Origin of the sequence: Sinorhizobium terangae, assembly GCF_029714365.1 — a bacterium.
GTDB classification, from domain to species: Bacteria; Pseudomonadota; Alphaproteobacteria; order Rhizobiales; family Rhizobiaceae; genus Sinorhizobium; species Sinorhizobium terangae.
Genome location: NZ_CP121659.1, coordinates 2,070,958 through 2,088,589, shown reverse-complemented (window position 1 = coordinate 2,088,589; position 17,632 = coordinate 2,070,958). Strand labels below are relative to the sequence as shown.

Genomic DNA, 17,632 nt, shown 5'->3' with positions numbered 1-17,632 from the left:
TGGACGGCCGCGACATATTCTGTTCGCGGCCGACGGCATTCGTTCTCCCCTTACGCTGGCAATGGCGCCGGCTCGGCGTTGGCCTTGGGGAAGGGCCTGAAGGTCAAGGCAATCAGGAAGGCGCCAATACCGATGCCCCAGGCGCCGATATAGAGCCAACCGTAGCTCGCGAAGGTGTCGTAGATCAGGCCGCCGGCCAAGGGACCGGTGGCCATCCCCAAGCTGCCGGCCATTGCCGTTCCGCCGATGACGGTGCCCATCATGCGCAGCGGAAAATTCTCGCGGGCGATCACGGCGTAGAGCGGCATGATGCCGGCGTAGATGAAGCCGAACACCGCCGCCACGGCATAAAACGCTCCGAGATCGCGGACGAAAAAATAGGCCAGTGCGCCGAATGCTTGCAGCAAAAGCCCTGAGACCAGGACGCGCTTGGCGCCGAACCGGTCTCCGAAAAGACCGAAAGCGACGCGGCCACCCATGCCGGCCAGTCCTTCCACGCTGTAGATCGAGACCGCGGCGATCATCGGGATGCCGCAGCTGATCGCGTAACTCACCGTGTGAAAGATCGGGCCCGAGTGCGTGGCGCAACAGAAGAAGTTCGTCAGAAACAGGATGATGAACTGGGGCGATCTTACCGCCTGTGCCACGGACATGTCGGACCGCTCTCCGTCGGAGGAGGCGACGGCATTTTGGCTTTCGAGAGCGGGCGGGCGGCGCACGAGCAGTGCGACCGGGATCATCACGGCCCCGGTCAGGGCAGCGATGATCAGGAGAGAGGTTCTCCAATCATAGATGGTGACGAGCCAGGCTGCGAAGGGCGACATGGTCATGGGCGCCATGCCCATGCCGGCCGACACGAGAGACACGGCAAGGCTGCGCTGCGTGTCGAACCAGCCGGTGACGCAGGCCATCATCGGGGCGAAGATCGCGGCGGTTGCGCCACCGACAGCCAGACCGAAGACGAGTTGAAACTCGATAAGCGAAGTCGCCTGGCTCGCCAGCGCAAGCGCTGCGGCCAAGACAGCCGAGCCGATCGATACGACAAGACGAGGGCCCCAGCGGTCCGACAGACTACCCCAGATCATGCTCGCGAGCGCCATCGCGATAAACCCGATGGTCATGGCACTGGAAACACCGGTGACGGACCACCCGGTCTCCTCGGAAATGGGCCGGAGAAAAACCGGCAGCGAAAACATGGCGCCGATCGCGATGCAGCCCAACAGGCCGCCGGCGGCGACAATTACCCAGCGATATGGACTTTGCTTCTGAATATGCGCATTCGACATGGAAAGACCTCGCGGAAAAATTGGCGACGCCGCGCCTCGGAAGGGCGGCGCTTCTCAAAGACGAACGAGTTGCTTGAAAATCGACATGCCTCAAAAAAGAATCTGCAGCTGGCGCAGCGCCCAGGCTTACCTCGGCCTCCGTACGGCTCTGATCTTCCCGGCGCTTCCACCGCCGCAGAAGAAGCGATCTCCGCCGTCGGACTCAAGTCCGGACACGCCCATACCGGGCGGCATGTCGAGGCGCTCCAGAACCGCGCCCGTCTGGGGATCGATACGCCGGACATCGGCCCCGTCGCCTTCCCAGGTGCCGTGCCAGAGCTCGCCATCGATCCAGGTTACGCCGGTGACGACGCGGTTCGACTCGATGGTGCGGAGGACCTCGCCTGTTTCGGGATCGATCTGGTGGATCCTGCGGCCACGGTGCTGACCCACCCAAAGCGTGCCTTCGGCCCAGGCGAGCCCTGAGTCACCACCGCCGCCCGGTGCCGGGATTGTCGCGAGCACACGGCCGGTCTGCGGATCGATTTTCTGGATGCGATCCTCGGCGATCTGGAAGAGGTGCCGACCGTCGAAAGCGGTCCCCGCATGGGCGGCGACATCGATCGAGCGCGTGATTTGGCCGCTTTCCGGATCCACGGCGTTCAGCTTTTCGCCGGAGGCGAACCAGACCTGATGACCGTCGAAGGTGACGCCATGCACCTGCTCTGCTTCCGGGAAGGGACCGTATTCACGAAGAATTTCGGCGGCGGATCGTTTCATGATTTCCTCCTGGGACATGATTTCCTGCAGCATGGCACGAAGCCCGCCGCACCTTTGGTTTACATCGGTCCGATGGGCGAACATCGCTGCAGCCGGAAGCCTGCTGAAAAGTATCCGTCTTAATCCAGCTTGCAGCAATCCGGCCGTGACCGATGAGATCGCCGACCAAACTAGTCACTCGGCAGCGGGCCGGGGAGTAACAAGATTGTCGGGAAGCCGGTGAGCGGCGGGGTCATCCAGCGGCGCGCCGGCCCGCGGCCGAAGGACTGCACCTTGCCGGCCGCCGCAAGGGAATCTAGCGCGCGCTGCACCGTGCGCGGGCTCGCGCCAAGCGCGATCGCCAGCGCCGAGCTCGACCAGGACTCTCCGTCGGCAAGGAAGGCGAGCACCGCCGCGTGCCGCTCCTCGACCGGGGGCGCGAGCACGACGACCTCGCGGGCATGACGCGGCGCCAACGCAAAGCCTCGGTTCGTCGCGCTTATGTCCGCGAGCGCCCGAAGCTCGGCGCGCAGCCGCCCGATTTCCACCCGGAGCCGCGCGCGATGGGACTCATCAGCGTGTTTGGCGCGGAAGGCGCGGGAAAGCAGCGTGCTCCTCGGCGCGTCTCCCGGCCAGGCCTCGGCGAGCGCACGGGCCAGCGCGAAAAGGATCGGGCGCGTCGCGAGCGAGACCGTCAGTCTCTCGTCGCGCACGACATTGCGGCAAGCGTCGACGACGAGCGCCCCGGATGAAAGCAGCGCCTCGACCTCTTCGAGCAGCAGGGGTCGTTCCTTGCCTTGCGCGATCAGACGCGCCGCTGGCGTCTTCAGCACCAGCGATGCGCTTTCGACCTCCGCCGTCAGCGCCGGGATATCCGCCACGCGCGCGGCCTCGGCGGCGCGCGTGAGCGCGGCGCGCGCGGCCTGCGTCTGCACGCGCCGGGCGGCGATGCCCGCGACCGCCAGTTCATGGGCGGCTCGCAAGGCGGGCGGCAGCGGGGAGGGATCGAAGCCGGCGAGCATCCGTTCGGCCTCGTCGAGGCGGCCGATCAGGAGCAGGCGCCGAACCTCGACGTTCAGTGCATGCGCGGCATTCACCCGGTCGCCATGCGCTTCGAGCGTCGCGCGCGCGGCATCGAGCGCCTTTGCAGGCCAGGTGAGATCGCGCGAGACGAGGGCGATTTCGGCTTCGGCGACGACGCAACGCGCGCGTGCCACCGCCTCCTTCCTGCCGAAGGCGCGGGCGGCGCTCTTGAGAAGCGCCTTTGCCCGGACAAGGTCGCCGAGCTGCGCCATGGCGATGCCCCGGAGCGCGAGCGCGGGCGGGTCGTCGCGCAGCGCAACCCGCTTCAATGCGCCGAGCGGATCACCCGTCGCAAGAGCGTGTGCCGCGGCGGTGATCAGCGAGTCCATCGGAATCCCGTCACACTTGTCACTCTCACCATTCGAAATCCGCTCCTAACCTAGGACCAACGAAGCAACAGGTCGCGCCGGGAAGGTACGACGACAGATGGCCAAAGGAGAAGAGTGATGACGGCACATGTGACCGGAACCCGTGACGAGTGGCTCGCAGCACGGCTCGACCTGCTCCAGGAGGAGAAGGAGCTGACGCGGCGTAGCGACGAGTTGGCGCTCAGGCGCCAGACGCTGCCCTGGGTGCGGATCGACAAGGACTACCGGTTCGACACCGAGGAGGGAAACGTTTCGCTCAAGGACCTCTTCAAAGGTCGCTCGCAGCTCCTCGTCTACCATTTCATGTTCGGCCCCGACTACAAGGCCGGGTGCCCCTCCTGCTCCTCGATCGCGGATGGGTTCAACGGCATCGTCGTCCATCTTGAAAACCACGATGTCGCCTTCTCGGCAATATCGCGCGCACCGCTTGCAAAACTGCAGGCGTTCAAGCAGCGGATGGGATGGACCTTTCCCTGGGCCTCTTCGAACGACGGCGATTTCAATCGCGACTTCAGCGTCTGGTTCACGGAGGAGGAGCAGCGCAAGGGCACGATAGAATACAACTTCCGCCGCGAGCCGCCGGCGCCTGAGCCGCTTGCCGGCAAGACCGTTCAGGAGTGGCGCGGCGACGAGGGACCGGTCGCCCAAATCGCGGCCATGACCGGCACGGACGTTCCCACCTATACGCGTGACAGGCCGGGGGTCAGCGCATTTGCGCTGGATGATGGCGTCGTCTACCACACCTATTCCAGCTATGCGCGCGGACTGGATGGCCTGTGGGGCATGTATCAGTGGCTCGACCGGGCGCCTCTGGGGCGCAACGAGAACGGGATCTGGTGGCGTCACCGCGACGCCTATGGCCGGGGCTGAGTCAGATGCTGCGCCGTCGCGAGAGCTCGAACAGGATGCCGGCCGCAGGCAGCGGATCTGCCTGCGCCCCAGGCGCCGACGCCGCCGCTTTCGGTGCCGCCGACTGGCTATTATCCTTCGCGGCGGCGCCGACCTTCGCGATCATGGCGCTGCTGACCAGCGTTCTTGGCGGGTCGGCGGACATGCTCTGCTCGTCGATGGAGGATGCGTCGCGCTTGACCGGGATGGTGCCGATGTACCTGCTGATGAGCGTCTTCCATTCGGGACCATGGCTGAGGCTTGTTGCAAGCAGCCGAAGCCCTGGCCGCCGATCCTGATAATCTTTGGTTCCGGGGACGGCGTGGCCCGAAACCAAAAAACAGAGCCCGCTCCGCTGGAACGGACTCTGATGGTAGTTCGCGACGAAATGCCTGTCACATACTGGCGCTCATCTATTGCCAGAAACGCCGTGCCCGCCCGATGATGACTTCGGGCTAATCCGCTTGTAATCCCCCCCCTCGGGAATCGCCGCCATTCCTGCGAGTTCGTACTCCCAATCAGAGCCCACTGTCGGTAGCGAGCTCTGATCTAAATGGCTACTGAAATGAATTCTTAGAAAAGAATTCTCACGGATTTGCGAGCTCATATTTGCCAAATCCCACGCTCGGGTCCAGTAACTTTTAAGGGCGATCTGTAACGAAATTCGATTGTCTTCCGTGCGACGACGGTTGCTCCGGAACCAGTCCCAAATCCGAAACGTTGAGCCTTTCGTATGGCCTCCTGAACCGGGACAGACCAGGACGGGATTGGTCGAAAATTCAAGTCGTTACAGGCGGTTTTTCGCGCCTCCGATAGGGTGCGTGGCGCCGCGGGTTATCGGATTACGAAAGGAGACCAGAGATGGCTCACACCGACGCAAATGCGACGCATCATACCCAGAAGATGAAAGGCGAGCTGAACGCGCTGATCGACCATCTGCGCGAGGACATCGACAAGGTCGATGATCCGCAATTCAAGGCGATGTTCGAGACCTCGGCGGAGGTGCTCGGTGGGCTGGTCAAGGCCTTCAGCCACTACGAACAAAGGAGCGAGGCCGCCTGGAAGGCGTGACGGCGCTCGCGCCGACCGTGCCGAACAGCATCACTGCGTGCGCAGCGGCGGGGAGGGCACGTCGACGCGGATCAGCCCCGAAAAGTCGGGCGACAGGCCTGCCGCCTGAGCTCGGTCCTTGATGTGGGCGAGCGTGCGCAGTTCGGCGAGTGGCAGGTTCGTGTCCAGGGCGCCGAGGTCATAGGCATAGTCGGGAAGATAGCCGTTGACGATCAGCCGCCAGTCAAGGGGAACAACGTCGCCGACGGCGCGCATCATCTTGACGATGGTCGTCGTGCAGTTGGTCGTAATCGAGTTGTAGAATTCCGGCGTCGTGGCGAGCGCGTTGGCGTCCCGGACATATTCGAGCAGCAGCGTCCTGGCGGCTTCCGGCGGGGCTCTGAGGCGATAGATCTGGACGTCTTCTCCGCGAACGTTCGACCGCACGCGGACAACGTCGCGCTCGTCGGCAGCAACGATCACCAGCGGATTGCTCTTGAAGAGATCGGCAACGGGCGAGAACTGGCCGCCGATGCGCCGCCGGACCTCGATCGACCAGGCGAGCTGGTCGCCGCCATCGAAGCCGAAGCTCATGATCACATGCGCCATTTCGGGACCGGCCCAGTAGGACATGAAGAGGTCGAGCGAACGCAGCTTGTCGAGATCATAGGTGCGGATCGTCCAGCGCTCGGTGAAGTCGGTATTGCTGCGCCACTCGAAGTCGCGGACATTCGTCAGCGTCAGCAGGTTGCCGTCTAGCGCACCCGTCACCTGACGCGCGACGTCCGGGGCCCAATCGGCGTCCTTCGGCGGCCTGATTGTGCTCCACCAGGCGAGCATGATGCCAAGCGCCACGAGAAAGACGGCGCCGGCTCGGTAACGCCAGCGGGTGAAGAGCGCGACGACCGCCGCAAGGCCGAGCAGGATAAAAGCGCCGCTCGCTGCGGCTTTTGCTAGCGGTGGGCCGGGGAGCCGGTACCACAGAGCAAGCGCCGCCCAGACGGTGACGAACGCGATGGCAAAAGCGAGAGCGATGGCGACGAATATTCGCGTTGCGACACGCACTCCGGATCCTCCTCTTGTAGTGGCCACCAAATCGCGAGAGCTACGGATCGTAGTCGCCGGCGCACCGTTGACAATACCGGAACGCCACAGCCGCCGCGCCACGGTTCGCCCTCCTTGCCGGGCTAGCGTCCACCCGCCTCCTTCAGCCGCCGAACCAATGCCCGCCCGCGGCGGAACGCCGTCAGCGCCGCGCCGAGGGCGACCAACCAGAGGGCGATGATCAGCACCTCGTTGTGGCCTTGCCACAGAGGCTCGGCGATGGAGAGGGCCGCGGCGGCGGTGACTGTCGCCATGCGGTGCTGCTTGGCCATCGGCCCGGAAAAGTCGCTCGGATTCCCGATGGCACGGCCAAGTTCGCGGACATAGGCGGTGAGGACGGCGAAGGCGCCGGCAGCCCAGCCGAGTCCCGGCGTGCCGATGCCATAGCCGAGCCCCGTGAATATGAGGAGGTCGGCGACGCGATCCGGAAACTCGTTCCAGAAAGGGCCATCCGGCTCGCCCTTGCCGCCCTCGACGGCGACCATGCCGTCAAAGAGGTTGCAGAGCAGCCGGAGCTGGCAGAACAGGGCGGCCAAAAGCAGGCAGGCGATCCGCACCCCGCCCATGTTCTGCCCTGCCAGGAAGAACGCACCGCCGGCGAGAGCCGCGGCCACCATGCTCGCTTGCGAGATCTGGTTGGGCGTGATCGCCCGCGCCGCCATCCAGCGAGCGATCGCGCCGGCCCAGCGTGTGTTGCGGCTTGCAAGCGGCCGCCGGTCGCCTGTCTCGGTCATTGTTCGCCTCTTTTCCTGGAAATCGAATAAGCGTAGGACCACGCGTAGGTCGTCGAGACCAAGAGCGGGACTGCGACGGTCTTGAGTATTTCGGGCGTGCCACCGAGGGCGTGGAGCGACACCAGCAGGCTCGCCGAGCCGAGGCAGGCGATCAAAGGCGGCGCCCAGAAACGCTCAGGTCCGCTGAAGCGCTTCGAAAGCCCGTCGATCACAGACTTGAGGAACAGCGTAAGACCGGCCGATAGCGCGCCTTGCAGGACCCCGGAAACAAGCGGCTGCGGCATAGGATGAGCGCTGTTGGCGAAGACCGCCCAGCCGCCCATGGCCAGAAAGGCGAAGAGCACATGCACCGTGCTGCTGCGCGCCCAGTCCCTCAACACGGATCTCATGAGAGCGACCACCAATAGCGCACGAGATGGAAGAAGATCGGCGCCGAGAAGACGACGGAATCAAGTCTGTCGATCAGCCCGCCGTGACCTTCGATGAGATGGCCCCAGTCCTTGACGCCGCGGTCGCGCTTGATTGCCGACATCACCAGCCCTCCGAGAAAGCCCATGAGGGTGATGATGAACGACATGAGGCCGGCCTGAAGCGGCGTGAACGGCGTGATCCACCACAGGGCGGCCCCGATCAGTGTGGCGCTGGCAACGCCGCCGACAAAGCCTTCGACCGTCTTCGACGGCGAGAGTTTCGGCGCGATCCTGGTGCGGCCGAAGAGCTTGCCCCAGACATATTGCAGCACATCGCTCAGCTGCACGACGATCACCAGAAAGGCGATCAGCAGCACGTTGCGCCCCTCGTAGCCGGGTATGTCGAGGGTCAGCAGCGCCGGTACATGCGAGACGCAGAAGACGCAGATCATCAAGGCCCATTGCACTTCGGCGACGCGAAGCAGGAAGCGCTCGGTATCGCCCCGGAGCACCGAGATGATCGGCATAAGCAGGAAGGCATAGACGGGAATGAAGATCGAGAAGATACCGTATTCCTCGGCCCAGAGCAGATAATACTGGATCGGCAGGACGAGGAAGAAGGCCGAGGCGAGCGCCCAGTGGTCGGCGCGCCGGGTGTAGATCAGCGTGATGAATTCCCTGAGCGCCGCAAAGGAGCAGAAGGCGAAGAGGAAAAGGACACCGATCCGGCCGGCGATGAAGGCAAGGCCGATCAGGATGACCATCGCCCACCACGCCCGGATGCGGGCGTTGAGGTTTTCGACCGCGGCGTTCGGTTCGTTGGTCGCGAGACGTCGCTCGAGTATGTAGCCGACCGTGGAGGCGACGATGAGCACGCCGAAGATGCCGAGGACGAGGGTCACGAGATCGGAGCCTGCCGCAGTCATTCGCCGCTCCCTGCCGGTTTCGGAGCAAGCGCCAGGAGAGCGGCCCGCATCCGTTCGAGAAATGTTTCCTTGTCTTCGCCGGGTGCGAGGCGGAGCGCGCGGCCGAAGGTGACGGTGCAGATCAGCGGGATCGGCACGATCTCGCCCTTGGGCATGACCCGGTTCAAATTGTTGATCCATACCGGCACGAGATCGACCTCCGGGCGCTGATCGACCAGATGGAAGATGCCGCTCTTGAACGGGAGAAGCCGTTCCTCCGTCTGGTTTCGCGTGCCCTCAGGAAAAAGGATCAGCGACGAGCCGGCATCGATCGCCGAGACCATCAGCGCGATCGGATCCTGCGTCCGCTTCTCCCGTTCACGTTCGATCAGCACCGCATTGAAGACGTCGCGCCCGATGAAGGCGCTCGTTTGCGATTTCAGCCAATATTCGGCGCCGGCAACGGGGCGGGTCCGGTGGCGGAGCCTCGGCGGCAGCACGGCCCAGACGAGGACGAAATCGCCGTGGCTCGAATGGTTGGCAAAATAGACGCAAGGCTTGGCCGGCAATCCCTCTTCCGGCCAGATGGCGCGAACCGCGGTTATCGCGCGGGCGAACAGAACGAAGGCAGCCGCAGCAACCTTCGCAATCAAAGCCTTCATCCGGATCCCACCCCCGCCAGCCCCCTTTGACGCATGCGCAGACTGTAGCACGGCCATTGCGGCAGGGAAGACGCGTTGTTTGGTGCAAAGCGGGGACGCGACGGGGCCCGCCGAGGGCTGCGCATGCCGGGTCGAGGCTGAGCAAGAAGCGGGGATGACCAGTTTTGGCGCCAGAGGCCGCCGCAGGCTCGAATTACCGCCATCGACTCATGGCGGACATTCGCTACAGGCTCCGCTTTCAACAGTGCTCAGACTGCGTAAAGCTCAATCGGCTTATCGAAGCCTTTCAGGCGGTATTCGCGGCCTTCGCTTTCGGCCGGTTGGCTCTTCGCCCGCTCACAAACGGCCCTGGTGACGAGAATCTGCCCCGCTTCAGCGGCTGACTGGGCGCGAGCGGCCGTATTCACAACCGTACCAATCGCAGTCAGGTCGCGATGCGATCGGCCGAACTCTCCGAAGCTGGCCTCGCCGGAGTCGATGCCGATACCGACGCCGAGTTCACTTCCGCGCAGTCCGACACCCTCAGCCGAGTGACGTTCACGACGCAATTGGCAGCGGCGCTGAATCTCCCTCGCAGCGAGGACAGCACGTTCGGCGTGGTTCTCGCGGGGGATCGGAAAGTTGAATATAGCCATGACCGCGTCGCCGACCGTCTTGTTGAGAAGACCGTCGAATTCCCAAATGGCTGCGGCACATTCATCGTAGAAATCATCCAGCAGCGACGAGACGGCATCTGCCGAATGCGACTGCGAAAGCGTCGTATAGCCTCTCAGGTCCGCGAAAAGCACAGACACATCAACAGTGATCTTGCGAGCCTTCATCACGCGCGTGAACATGAGTTCGCAAATCGTGCAGGTGTTCGGATTCATCCGGCTTGGGCGGATGCCAAAGCCGCGAAAGGGAATGGAAGCCGGTCCGCGCAGAGGCACGGGAAGGCGCATCTGCTCCCAGCAGCCCTTGCAAATCCTCGATTGAGAAAACGACATCTCACCACCGCCCTTTTCCTGTCGCTCGGCGATCGTAGCACATCTGGGTACGCCGCCAATGTCCGCTCCGCGGAAGCGAGGCGCGAATTGAAGCGGCCTTCCGTGGTATATTCTGAAGGGGAGAATGAAACATGAGGTTGCCGCCGCCGGCACGGGAGCACCCGGCGAGCGGTTAAGGGAGGAAAGCATGGAAATTCCTGTTCCACTACACCCTTATCTTGACGCCGGCATGGGCAAGGCTAGCGCCACCTTCAACGGTGGGACGCTGGTCTGCGCCTGCAAGGATCGTCCCGTCAGGGTCCGCGTCAGCGGCGGGATTGCCCACAATCACGCCTGCGGCTGCACCAAGTGCTGGAAGCCGAAGGGGGCGGCCTTCTCGATCGTCGCGGTTGCGCCGCATGACAGCATCACGGTCGTCGAAAACGGCGACAAGCTCGAAATCGTCGATCCGACCGCGCTTATCCAGAGGCACGCCTGCAAGGAATGCGGCGTGCATATGTACGGGCCGGTGGAGCGCGAGCACCCCTTCCAGGGACTCGACTTCATCCATCCCGAACGGTTCGAGGAGAGCGGCTGGCCGGAGCCGGGCTTTGCCGCCTTCGTCTCCTCTATCATCGAAAGCGGCGTCGATCCCGCGAAGATGAACGGCGTGCGCAATCATCTGAGGCGGATCGGGCTGGAACCCTATGACTGCCTGTCGCCGGAATTGATGGACTTCGTCGCCACCTGGGTGGCGAAGAAAAGCGGCGCACTGAAGCAGTGATCGAAGGGAGCGGGCGGGGTAAGATCGATTTCGGCGCACCCGAGTGGGGCCGGCGCGGAATCGCTCCCGTCGGCTTCACGACATGGCTTTGCGAGCGGCTAGCGGAGGAGGGCGACCGTGGCAAACGAACTCAAGCATGCGCCGGATTTCAGCCTCAAGGGCAAGGTGACCTTTGTGACGGGCGCCTCGCGCGGGATCGGCCGCGCCTGCGCGCTGGCCTGCGCGGCCGCCGGCTCGGACATCGTGCTCGGCCTGCGCGACATCGCGGCGTCCGCGGAACTGATCGGCGAAGTCCAGGAGATGGGACGGAAAGTTCTTCCCGTGCAGCTCGATCTTTCGAAACGCGCCGACATCGAGACATCGGTTGCTGAGGCGATCGCGATGTTCGAGCGGATCGACGTGCTCGTCAACAATGTCGGGGTCGCGCCCGGCAATCTCGCGGAGGACGTCGTCGTGGCGGATCTCGACGAAATTCTGAACGTCAACGTCAAGGGCACGTTCCTGATGACGCAGGCGGTCGGCCGGCAGATGATCGCGCAGAAGGCAGGCCGCATCATCAGCATCAGCTCGCAGGCGGGCACCGTGACGCTGCGCAGGGAGGCGATCTATTGCATGAGCAAGGCGGCGATCAACCATCTCTCCCGCTGTCTCGCCGCCGAATGGGCGCGCTACGGCATCACTGTCAACACCGTCGCCCCGACCTTCATCTGGACCGACGGGACGAAGCCGGCGCTTTCCGACAAGGACTTCTACGAACGCACGCTCGCACACATTCCGCTCGGCCGGATCGGCGACACCGATGACGTCGTCGGCGCCGTCGTCTTCCTGGCCTCGCCAGCCGCATCGCTGATCACGGGCTTGAATCTCCTTGTCGATGGCGGCTGGTCGGTTGCCTGAGGCGAGTCTGACGGCGACATTGCGGGGTGTGGCGGAGGCGTGATTTGGCTTGGCGAAGCTGATATCCTGCGCGGACGGAAAACGCGGGGAGGAAAGGCCATGCGGATCGCGGTGATGGGTTCGGGCGGGATCGGGGGCTATATCGGCCTCAGGCTCGCGAAAGCGGGCGAAGACGTCACCTTCATCGCGCGCGGCGAGCATCTTTACGCGATGCGCAGCCGTGGGCTCCGGCTCGAAAGCCCGCTCGGCAATGTGAGCCTGTCGAATGTCAAGGCTACCGACGATCCCGCCGAGGTCGGTGTCGTCGATCTCGTGATCTTCGCGGTCAAGCTTTACGACAGCGAGGAAGCGGGGGCCGCGATCGCCCCGATGGTCGGGCCGAAGACGACCGTCTTGACGTTGCAGAACGGCGTCGACGGTGTCGATATCCTCGCGCGTTTCGTACCAAGCTCGCAGGTCGTGGCCGGCGCCATCTACATGTCCACCTATCTGGAAGAGCCCGGTCTGATCAGGCAGACAAGCGGGATGACGCAGATGACGGTCGGCGGGCGCAGCGATCTGATGGTTGCCGCCTTCCGCGAGGCCTGTGCGCGGGCCGAGGGAATCTCCCTCCAGGTGGTCGACGATGTCGAGCCGGTGCTGTGGATGAAGTTCGTGACTCTTGCGGCCTTTTCCGGCGGCACCAGCCTGATGCGCTCCGGCATCGGGGCGATCATCGCCGATCCGGAAGGCCGGAAGTTCATGGAGCAATTGCGCGACGAAGGCATGGCGATCGCCGCGGCCAAGGGTCACCCGATGCCGGAGGGCTATGTGCAGCAGGCCATGTCGCTTTGGCAGATGCTGCCGCCGGAAACGCAATCTTCCATGGCCAACGACCTTCAGCGCGGCAAGCGGATCGAGCTCGAATGGCTATCGGGGCGGATGCACGCCCTCGGACAGGAACTCGGCGTGCCGACCCCGGGGCACACGGCGGTCTACCGGGCGCTTCATCTTTACGCGAACGGCGCGCCGGCGCGGTGATGCCGTGCATTCCGGCATGAAGTTGGGCGACAACGCCAGGCGTCTGGTCAGACGCGCAAAGATTTCTCCAGCGCTTTGATTTGTCGCGCGATTCTCGTCTCCGGATCATCTCCGATTTATCGGACCCTGCAGCAGGAACCCCTCGACATTTGCCGTTCAATGCCTAAGCTCCGCGACACGTTGTTTTGCGGAATTGCCTGATGTCGCTTCGCCTTGCCACCTTCAATATTGAAAACCTCATGAGCCGCTTCGATTTTTCCGGCTTTCGCAATCAGTTGAAACAGGATCGGGTGCTGCGGCTTTTCGACGTCCGCAGCGAGGCGGAGTATCAGCGGCTGGAGGAGGCGCGCACGATCGCGCATACGGACGACACGCGGCAGATGTCGGCGCTGGCGATCGCTGATTGCGACGCGGATATCCTCTGCCTGCAGGAAGCCGACAACATGGCTGCGCTGCAGGCCTTCGAATACGGTTATCTCTTCCGCATGGTCGGCAATGGCTATCGACAGAAATACCTGATCGAGGGCAACGATTCACGGGGCATCGATGTGGCCGTGCTGATGCGCGAGGAGACCCGCGACGGCCAGCCGATCGAGTGCCTCGACGTCAAGAGCCATGCGGGGCTCACCTATGCCGACCTCGACCTTTTCAACGACGAGCTGGCGCAGACCAACCGGCCGGGCGACCGCATTTTCAAGCGCGACTGCCTGGAGGTGGACTTGAGGATCGGCGGCCGGCCGCTGACGCTTTATGTCGTGCACTTCAAGTCGATGGGGCCGGCACGGGAGGGGCTCGACGGCCGACAGGCGACGATGCCGCTCCGCGTCGCCGAAGCCAAGGCCGTGCGCCACATCATCGAAAGCCGCTTCGGGCGGGGCCGCACCGCCGACAAGACGTTTGCGATTTGCGGCGACATGAACGACTACCAGGAGAAGGTGGAGATCCGCGGCGACCGGCGCAACGGCTACGAATTCGTGCCGAGCGAGGAGGAGACCAGCGCACTCGACATTCTTTCGCTCGACGGTTTCGTCGAAAACCCGATGCTGCGCCGGCCGGTGCTCGACCGCTGGACGCTGTTCCACAGCCGCGGGCCACAGGAGCGGCATCTCTGCCAGCTCGACTATATTTGGCTGTCACCGGCGCTCAACAGCCGCAATGCCAGTCGGACGCCGGAGATCATCCGCGCCGGCCAGCCATTCCGCACCATCTTTCCGGAAGGGCAGGAGGTGGAGCGCTACCCGCGCACCGGTTGGGACCGGCCGAAGGCCTCCGACCATTGCCCCATCGTGATGACACTGGATATCTGACCATGAGCCATCTTCAAAGCAACCGCGCCGAATGGCCCGCCGAGGGCACGATCTTTCCGATTTCGGTCGTCCGAATCGATGTTTCCCCGGAGCCGCATCCGTTCCATGTGGCGGAGGTGGAGCGGGCGCGGGAAAGCTGGCAGCGCGAGATCGCCGCCAATCCGCATCTTTTCGACGGCAGGATGGTGCTGCAGCGAGCGATCCGCATCGAGGACGGACGCATTGCCGCGAGCGGCCACATCGTTCCCTATTCCACCTTTCTCTGGTGGCGCAGGAGCCGCGCGCCCGAAGCCTTGCATATCTTCGGCATGCCGCTGCTGCTTTCGTCGGACGGGGCGATAATCGCGATCCGCATGGGGAGCCACACCGCCAATGCTGGACGCGTCTACTGCCCCGGCGGCTCGCTGGAACCCGAGGATATCGTCGATGGGCGCTGCGATCTCGATGGCAACATTGTCCGCGAGGTGCGGGAGGAGACCGGCATCGAGCTCTCCGAGGCGACGGCGGAGCCCGGCTACCAGGCGGTGCACATGAACAGCACCCTGATCGTCTTCCGCATCCACCGGCTGCAGGGTACGGCCGACGAAATCGTTGCGCGGGTGGCGGAACATGTCGCGGCCGACCCGCATCCGGAAATCGACGAGGCGGTGGCGATCCGCGGGCCAGATCCTGAGGCACACAACTATCCGGGTTTCATCCCGCCGATCCTCGAATGGCTTTTTGTGAAGAACGGGAGATAGCGTTCGCCATCGTGGCAGATCGGATGGCGCCCCGCTTCTCGCTCGAATGCCTTTCGACTTTTATGAGGACGGGCTAATCTATCACGTGCTGCGTGTGGAGGCGGGATGATGAACGAGCGCGTCGAACGGCGAGTTGCGGTCATTATGGCCACCGACATCGTCGGTTACTCCCGCCTGATGGAGGCCGACGAGACTTCCACGCTCGACGCGGTCAAGCGGTTGCAGGCTTCCATTCTCTCACCGAACATCGCTGCCCGGGGCGGCCGCATCGTGAAGCTGATGGGCGACGGCTCGCTTGTCGTCTTCAGCTCGGCGGTCGACGCGGTGGACTGCGCGATCTCGCTTCAGGAAGAACTGGCGTCCGATCAGAAGGACGTGGCGCTCGACGATCGTATCCTGCTCAGGATCGGCATCAATCTCGCGGACGTGGTCATCGAGGGAGGCGATCTGTTCGGCGACGGCGTCAACGTCGCTGCCCGCCTGGAGGCGTCGGCCGAGCCTGGCGGCATCTGCGTCGCCGATATTGTTCACCGGCAGCTTGGCGCAAAGTGCCGTTCGGATTTCCGGGATGGAGGCGAGGTAGCGCTGAAGAACATTGCGCGGCCCGTGCACGTCTGGCACTGGAGGGACGCACCGATGGCGGGGCCATCGACGTCTTCGCCGGCCGCGCGAATGTCGATCGCAGTCCTGCCGTTCGAGAACCTAAGCGGAGCGCCGGATCAGGACTTTTTCAGCGACGGCATTACCGAGGACATCATCGGCGGCCTTGCGCGGTTTCGCTCGCTTTCCGTCATCGCCGCCAGTTCATCCTTCAGCTTTCGCGGCAAGGAGGCGGGGCTCAAGGAAATCGGCAAAAGGCTCTCCGCCACCTATCTGGTCGAGGGCAGCGTTCGGCGGTCAGGTGAACGGATCCGCATCACGGCGCGGCTCATAGAGGCGGCAAGCGGAGCGCACCTGTGGTCGGAGCACTACGACCGGAGCGTCACCGATATTTTCGCCGTTCAGGACGAGGTGACGCGGATGATCGTCTCGACAACCGTCGGGCAGATCGAGAGCGCCAATGTCCGACAGGCGCTGCGCAAGCCGACGACGAGTCTTGCGGCCTACGAATTCTACCTGCGTGGGCTCGTGCATATGCGCAGCTATGGCCCCGACGACAATGAGCAGGCCCGGCTCATGTTCGAGGCGGCCATAGAACGCGACCCGCAATTTGCGCTCGCTCACGCATATCTGGCACTCGCGAGGCTCGCGCTTCGCGGCTATGCCAACGCGCCGGCCGACATTCTCGACGCGGCACTGGCACTTGCGCGAAAGGCGGTGCGGCTCGATGAGGGTGATAGTGGCTGCGAGCGCTTGCTGGGCCTCATTCATTACTTCCGCCGGGATTTCGAGCTGGCGGAACGGCATTATCGCCGCGCCTATCAGCTCAATCCCAATGATGCGAACACACTGGTGCAGATGGGCGGGCTGCTCACGCGGCGTGGCAGGCTCGACGAGGCGATGCGGTGGATCGACGAGGGTTTACGCCTCAACCCATTCCCTCCGCAATGGTACAGCGTGACCCTCGGCAACACCCTCTACATCCTCGGGCGATACGAAGAAGCGGCGGCGGCGCTCAAGGAACAGCCCAATCCCGGTCAGTTCACCTGCGCACGCCTCGTTGCCTGCTATGCGCAATCCGGAAACGCGGCCGCGACTGAGGAGGCGAAGGCGCGCCTTCTGAAACTGTGTCCGGATTTTTCGACGGACGACTTCATCAACCGCGGCTTGCTTCTGGAGCGGCCCGAGCAGCGCGAGCTGTTTCGCCAGGGATTGCTGAAGGCGGGCCTGCCAGAGTGACCCTAGTCGGCAATTGCTGGAGGCGCAGCCGGAACACCGACCGCCCAAGACAATTGCACCTGTCGTTGGTGCGCTTCACCGCGCCAACTGCGAGCGGAACTCCGCAGTCGAATTGCTGTGCGGAAATGGTTGGGAGGGAGCCGGCACCCCGAGAAAGGAACAAAGCGGCTTCCAGCCGTCGGAAATCTCGTAGGTGAGAAGGCGCCCCGCGGGAAACGCTTTTGTTACCGCCGCATTGTGCGCTTCGTAAATAGAGATTGCGTGGTCGCGGTCGCCGATGCGCCCGCCGAATACGGTCTGTCCAACCACCGCCACGCCGAAGGAGGCCGGGTCGTTCGTAGCCGGATCCGACATGGGCCCGATCGTCTGCATGACACTCCTGTGCCAGGCTTCGGGGTCGCGAACTGTGAGTATGACCTTCGCATCGGGATAATAGGCGCTGAGTTCGCGCCAGAAATGTGCCGTCGGCCAGTCGACCGCAGAACGATAGCCGGCATAGGCCTCGTCCCAGTCTGGCAGTTGACCCTTGCCGGCGGCGCGCCACAGCGCCTTCTGCTCGGGGCTGCGGCCGACCTCGCTCATGTGATGACAGGGTCCGAACCCGATCTGCTCCAGCGCCAGCTTGAGTGAATGCGTGCCGGTGCGGCCGAAGCCGGCTCCAATGATGTCCAAAGCCATGATCGCCCCCTCCCGGCGCGCCTCGATCGGCCAGCTGGCCCCCAAACGTTGCCGATTGTCTAGTCTACCAATCTTCGGTCGTTCCGCCTACGCGTAAGGTTTGTTTCAGGGCCTTGTGAAGGATGCGCTCGCAGCTTGGTGGCAAGCCTCGCGGCGACGGGTTCAGGCCGGCAA

General features: G+C 63.8%; 19 protein-coding genes. 8 read left to right on the top strand and 11 right to left on the bottom strand.

The features are described from left to right. Positions 1-50: 50 nt before the first annotated feature. From QA637_RS10020 to QA637_RS10010, 3 genes are all read right to left on the bottom strand, one after another. The gene (locus QA637_RS10020) at positions 51-1,286 is read right to left on the bottom strand and encodes an MFS transporter (RefSeq protein ID WP_283061305.1); all 1,236 of its coding nucleotides are present in this window, start codon (positions 1,284-1,286) and stop codon (positions 51-53) included. A 126-nt stretch (positions 1,287-1,412) separates the two neighbouring features. Next, entirely contained in the window at positions 1,413-2,045 is a 633-nt protein-coding gene (locus QA637_RS10015) for a Vgb family protein (protein WP_153441421.1), read from the bottom strand. 170 nt (positions 2,046-2,215) lie between these two features. Further along, on the bottom strand, positions 2,216-3,436 hold the full coding sequence (locus tag QA637_RS10010; protein ID WP_153441422.1) for a helix-turn-helix domain-containing protein: 1,221 nt from the start codon (positions 3,434-3,436) through the stop codon (positions 2,216-2,218). Positions 3,437-3,553: 117 nt separating this feature from the next. Here QA637_RS10010 and QA637_RS10005 point away from each other — a divergent pair, with 117 nt between their 5' ends. Continuing rightward, a complete protein-coding gene (locus tag QA637_RS10005; protein WP_153441423.1) occupies positions 3,554-4,345 on the top strand; it encodes a DUF899 domain-containing protein in 792 nt (263 codons plus the stop codon). 1 nt (position 4,346) lies between these two features. Here the strand turns inward: QA637_RS10005 and QA637_RS30875 are convergent, their stop codons facing one another. Continuing rightward, the gene (locus QA637_RS30875; protein ID WP_346283755.1) at positions 4,347-4,700 is read right to left on the bottom strand and encodes a hypothetical protein; all 354 of its coding nucleotides are present in this window, start codon (positions 4,698-4,700) and stop codon (positions 4,347-4,349) included. A 524-nt stretch (positions 4,701-5,224) separates the two neighbouring features. Between QA637_RS30875 and QA637_RS09995 the strand changes: the two genes are divergently transcribed. Next, positions 5,225-5,434: a hypothetical protein gene (locus tag QA637_RS09995; protein WP_153441425.1), complete on the top strand. Its 210-nt coding sequence runs from the start codon at positions 5,225-5,227 to the stop codon at positions 5,432-5,434. A gap of 30 nt (positions 5,435-5,464) precedes the next feature. On the opposite strand, the gene QA637_RS09990 is transcribed toward QA637_RS09995, so the two are convergent. The 6 genes from QA637_RS09990 to QA637_RS09965 form a co-directional block, all read right to left on the bottom strand. Continuing rightward, positions 5,465-6,478: an Lnb N-terminal periplasmic domain-containing protein gene (locus QA637_RS09990; protein WP_184108555.1), complete on the bottom strand. Its 1,014-nt coding sequence runs from the start codon at positions 6,476-6,478 to the stop codon at positions 5,465-5,467. A gap of 122 nt (positions 6,479-6,600) precedes the next feature. After that, positions 6,601-7,251, bottom strand: a complete 651-nt coding sequence (locus QA637_RS09985) for a CDP-alcohol phosphatidyltransferase family protein (protein WP_153441426.1) — start codon at positions 7,249-7,251, stop codon at positions 6,601-6,603. Continuing rightward, positions 7,248-7,640, bottom strand: a complete 393-nt coding sequence (locus QA637_RS09980) for a hypothetical protein (protein WP_283061304.1) — start codon at positions 7,638-7,640, stop codon at positions 7,248-7,250. The genes QA637_RS09985 and QA637_RS09980 overlap by 4 nt, the downstream gene beginning before the upstream one ends. Further along, a complete protein-coding gene (locus QA637_RS09975) occupies positions 7,637-8,587 on the bottom strand; it encodes a phosphatidate cytidylyltransferase (RefSeq protein WP_153441428.1) in 951 nt (316 codons plus the stop codon). The genes QA637_RS09980 and QA637_RS09975 overlap by 4 nt, the downstream gene beginning before the upstream one ends. Beyond that, positions 8,584-9,228: a lysophospholipid acyltransferase family protein gene (locus QA637_RS09970; RefSeq protein ID WP_153441429.1), complete on the bottom strand. Its 645-nt coding sequence runs from the start codon at positions 9,226-9,228 to the stop codon at positions 8,584-8,586. Before QA637_RS09970 ends, QA637_RS09975 begins: the two co-directional genes overlap by 4 nt. A 248-nt stretch (positions 9,229-9,476) precedes the next feature. Continuing rightward, positions 9,477-10,214: an adenylate/guanylate cyclase domain-containing protein gene (locus QA637_RS09965; protein ID WP_428843109.1), complete on the bottom strand. Its 738-nt coding sequence runs from the start codon at positions 10,212-10,214 to the stop codon at positions 9,477-9,479. 187 nt (positions 10,215-10,401) lie between these two features. Here QA637_RS09965 and gfa point away from each other — a divergent pair, with 187 nt between their 5' ends. The 6 genes from gfa to QA637_RS09935 all read left to right on the top strand — a co-directional run bounded on the left by gfa (position 10,402) and on the right by QA637_RS09935 (position 16,780). Next, on the top strand, positions 10,402-10,977 hold the full coding sequence (gfa, locus tag QA637_RS09960) for an S-(hydroxymethyl)glutathione synthase (RefSeq protein ID WP_153441454.1): 576 nt from the start codon (positions 10,402-10,404) through the stop codon (positions 10,975-10,977). A gap of 117 nt (positions 10,978-11,094) precedes the next feature. Then, the gene (locus tag QA637_RS09955) at positions 11,095-11,874 is read left to right on the top strand and encodes an SDR family NAD(P)-dependent oxidoreductase (protein ID WP_184108556.1); all 780 of its coding nucleotides are present in this window, start codon (positions 11,095-11,097) and stop codon (positions 11,872-11,874) included. A 99-nt stretch (positions 11,875-11,973) separates the two neighbouring features. Then, on the top strand, positions 11,974-12,894 hold the full coding sequence (locus QA637_RS09950; RefSeq protein WP_153441430.1) for a ketopantoate reductase family protein: 921 nt from the start codon (positions 11,974-11,976) through the stop codon (positions 12,892-12,894). 200 nt (positions 12,895-13,094) lie between these two features. Then, positions 13,095-14,201 (top strand): endonuclease/exonuclease/phosphatase family protein, encoded by a 1,107-nt coding sequence (locus tag QA637_RS09945; protein ID WP_153441431.1) that lies wholly within the window; start codon positions 13,095-13,097, stop codon positions 14,199-14,201. A gap of 2 nt (positions 14,202-14,203) precedes the next feature. Beyond that, positions 14,204-14,941: an NUDIX hydrolase gene (locus QA637_RS09940; RefSeq protein WP_153441432.1), complete on the top strand. Its 738-nt coding sequence runs from the start codon at positions 14,204-14,206 to the stop codon at positions 14,939-14,941. Between the two features lie 105 nt (positions 14,942-15,046). Continuing rightward, on the top strand, positions 15,047-16,780 hold the full coding sequence (locus QA637_RS09935) for an adenylate/guanylate cyclase domain-containing protein (RefSeq protein WP_153441433.1): 1,734 nt from the start codon (positions 15,047-15,049) through the stop codon (positions 16,778-16,780). A gap of 75 nt (positions 16,781-16,855) precedes the next feature. Here QA637_RS09935 and QA637_RS09930 read toward each other — a convergent pair whose 3' ends face one another. Then, the gene (locus tag QA637_RS09930; RefSeq protein ID WP_153441434.1) at positions 16,856-17,458 is read right to left on the bottom strand and encodes a sulfotransferase family protein; all 603 of its coding nucleotides are present in this window, start codon (positions 17,456-17,458) and stop codon (positions 16,856-16,858) included. Between the last annotated feature and the right edge of the window lie 174 nt (positions 17,459-17,632).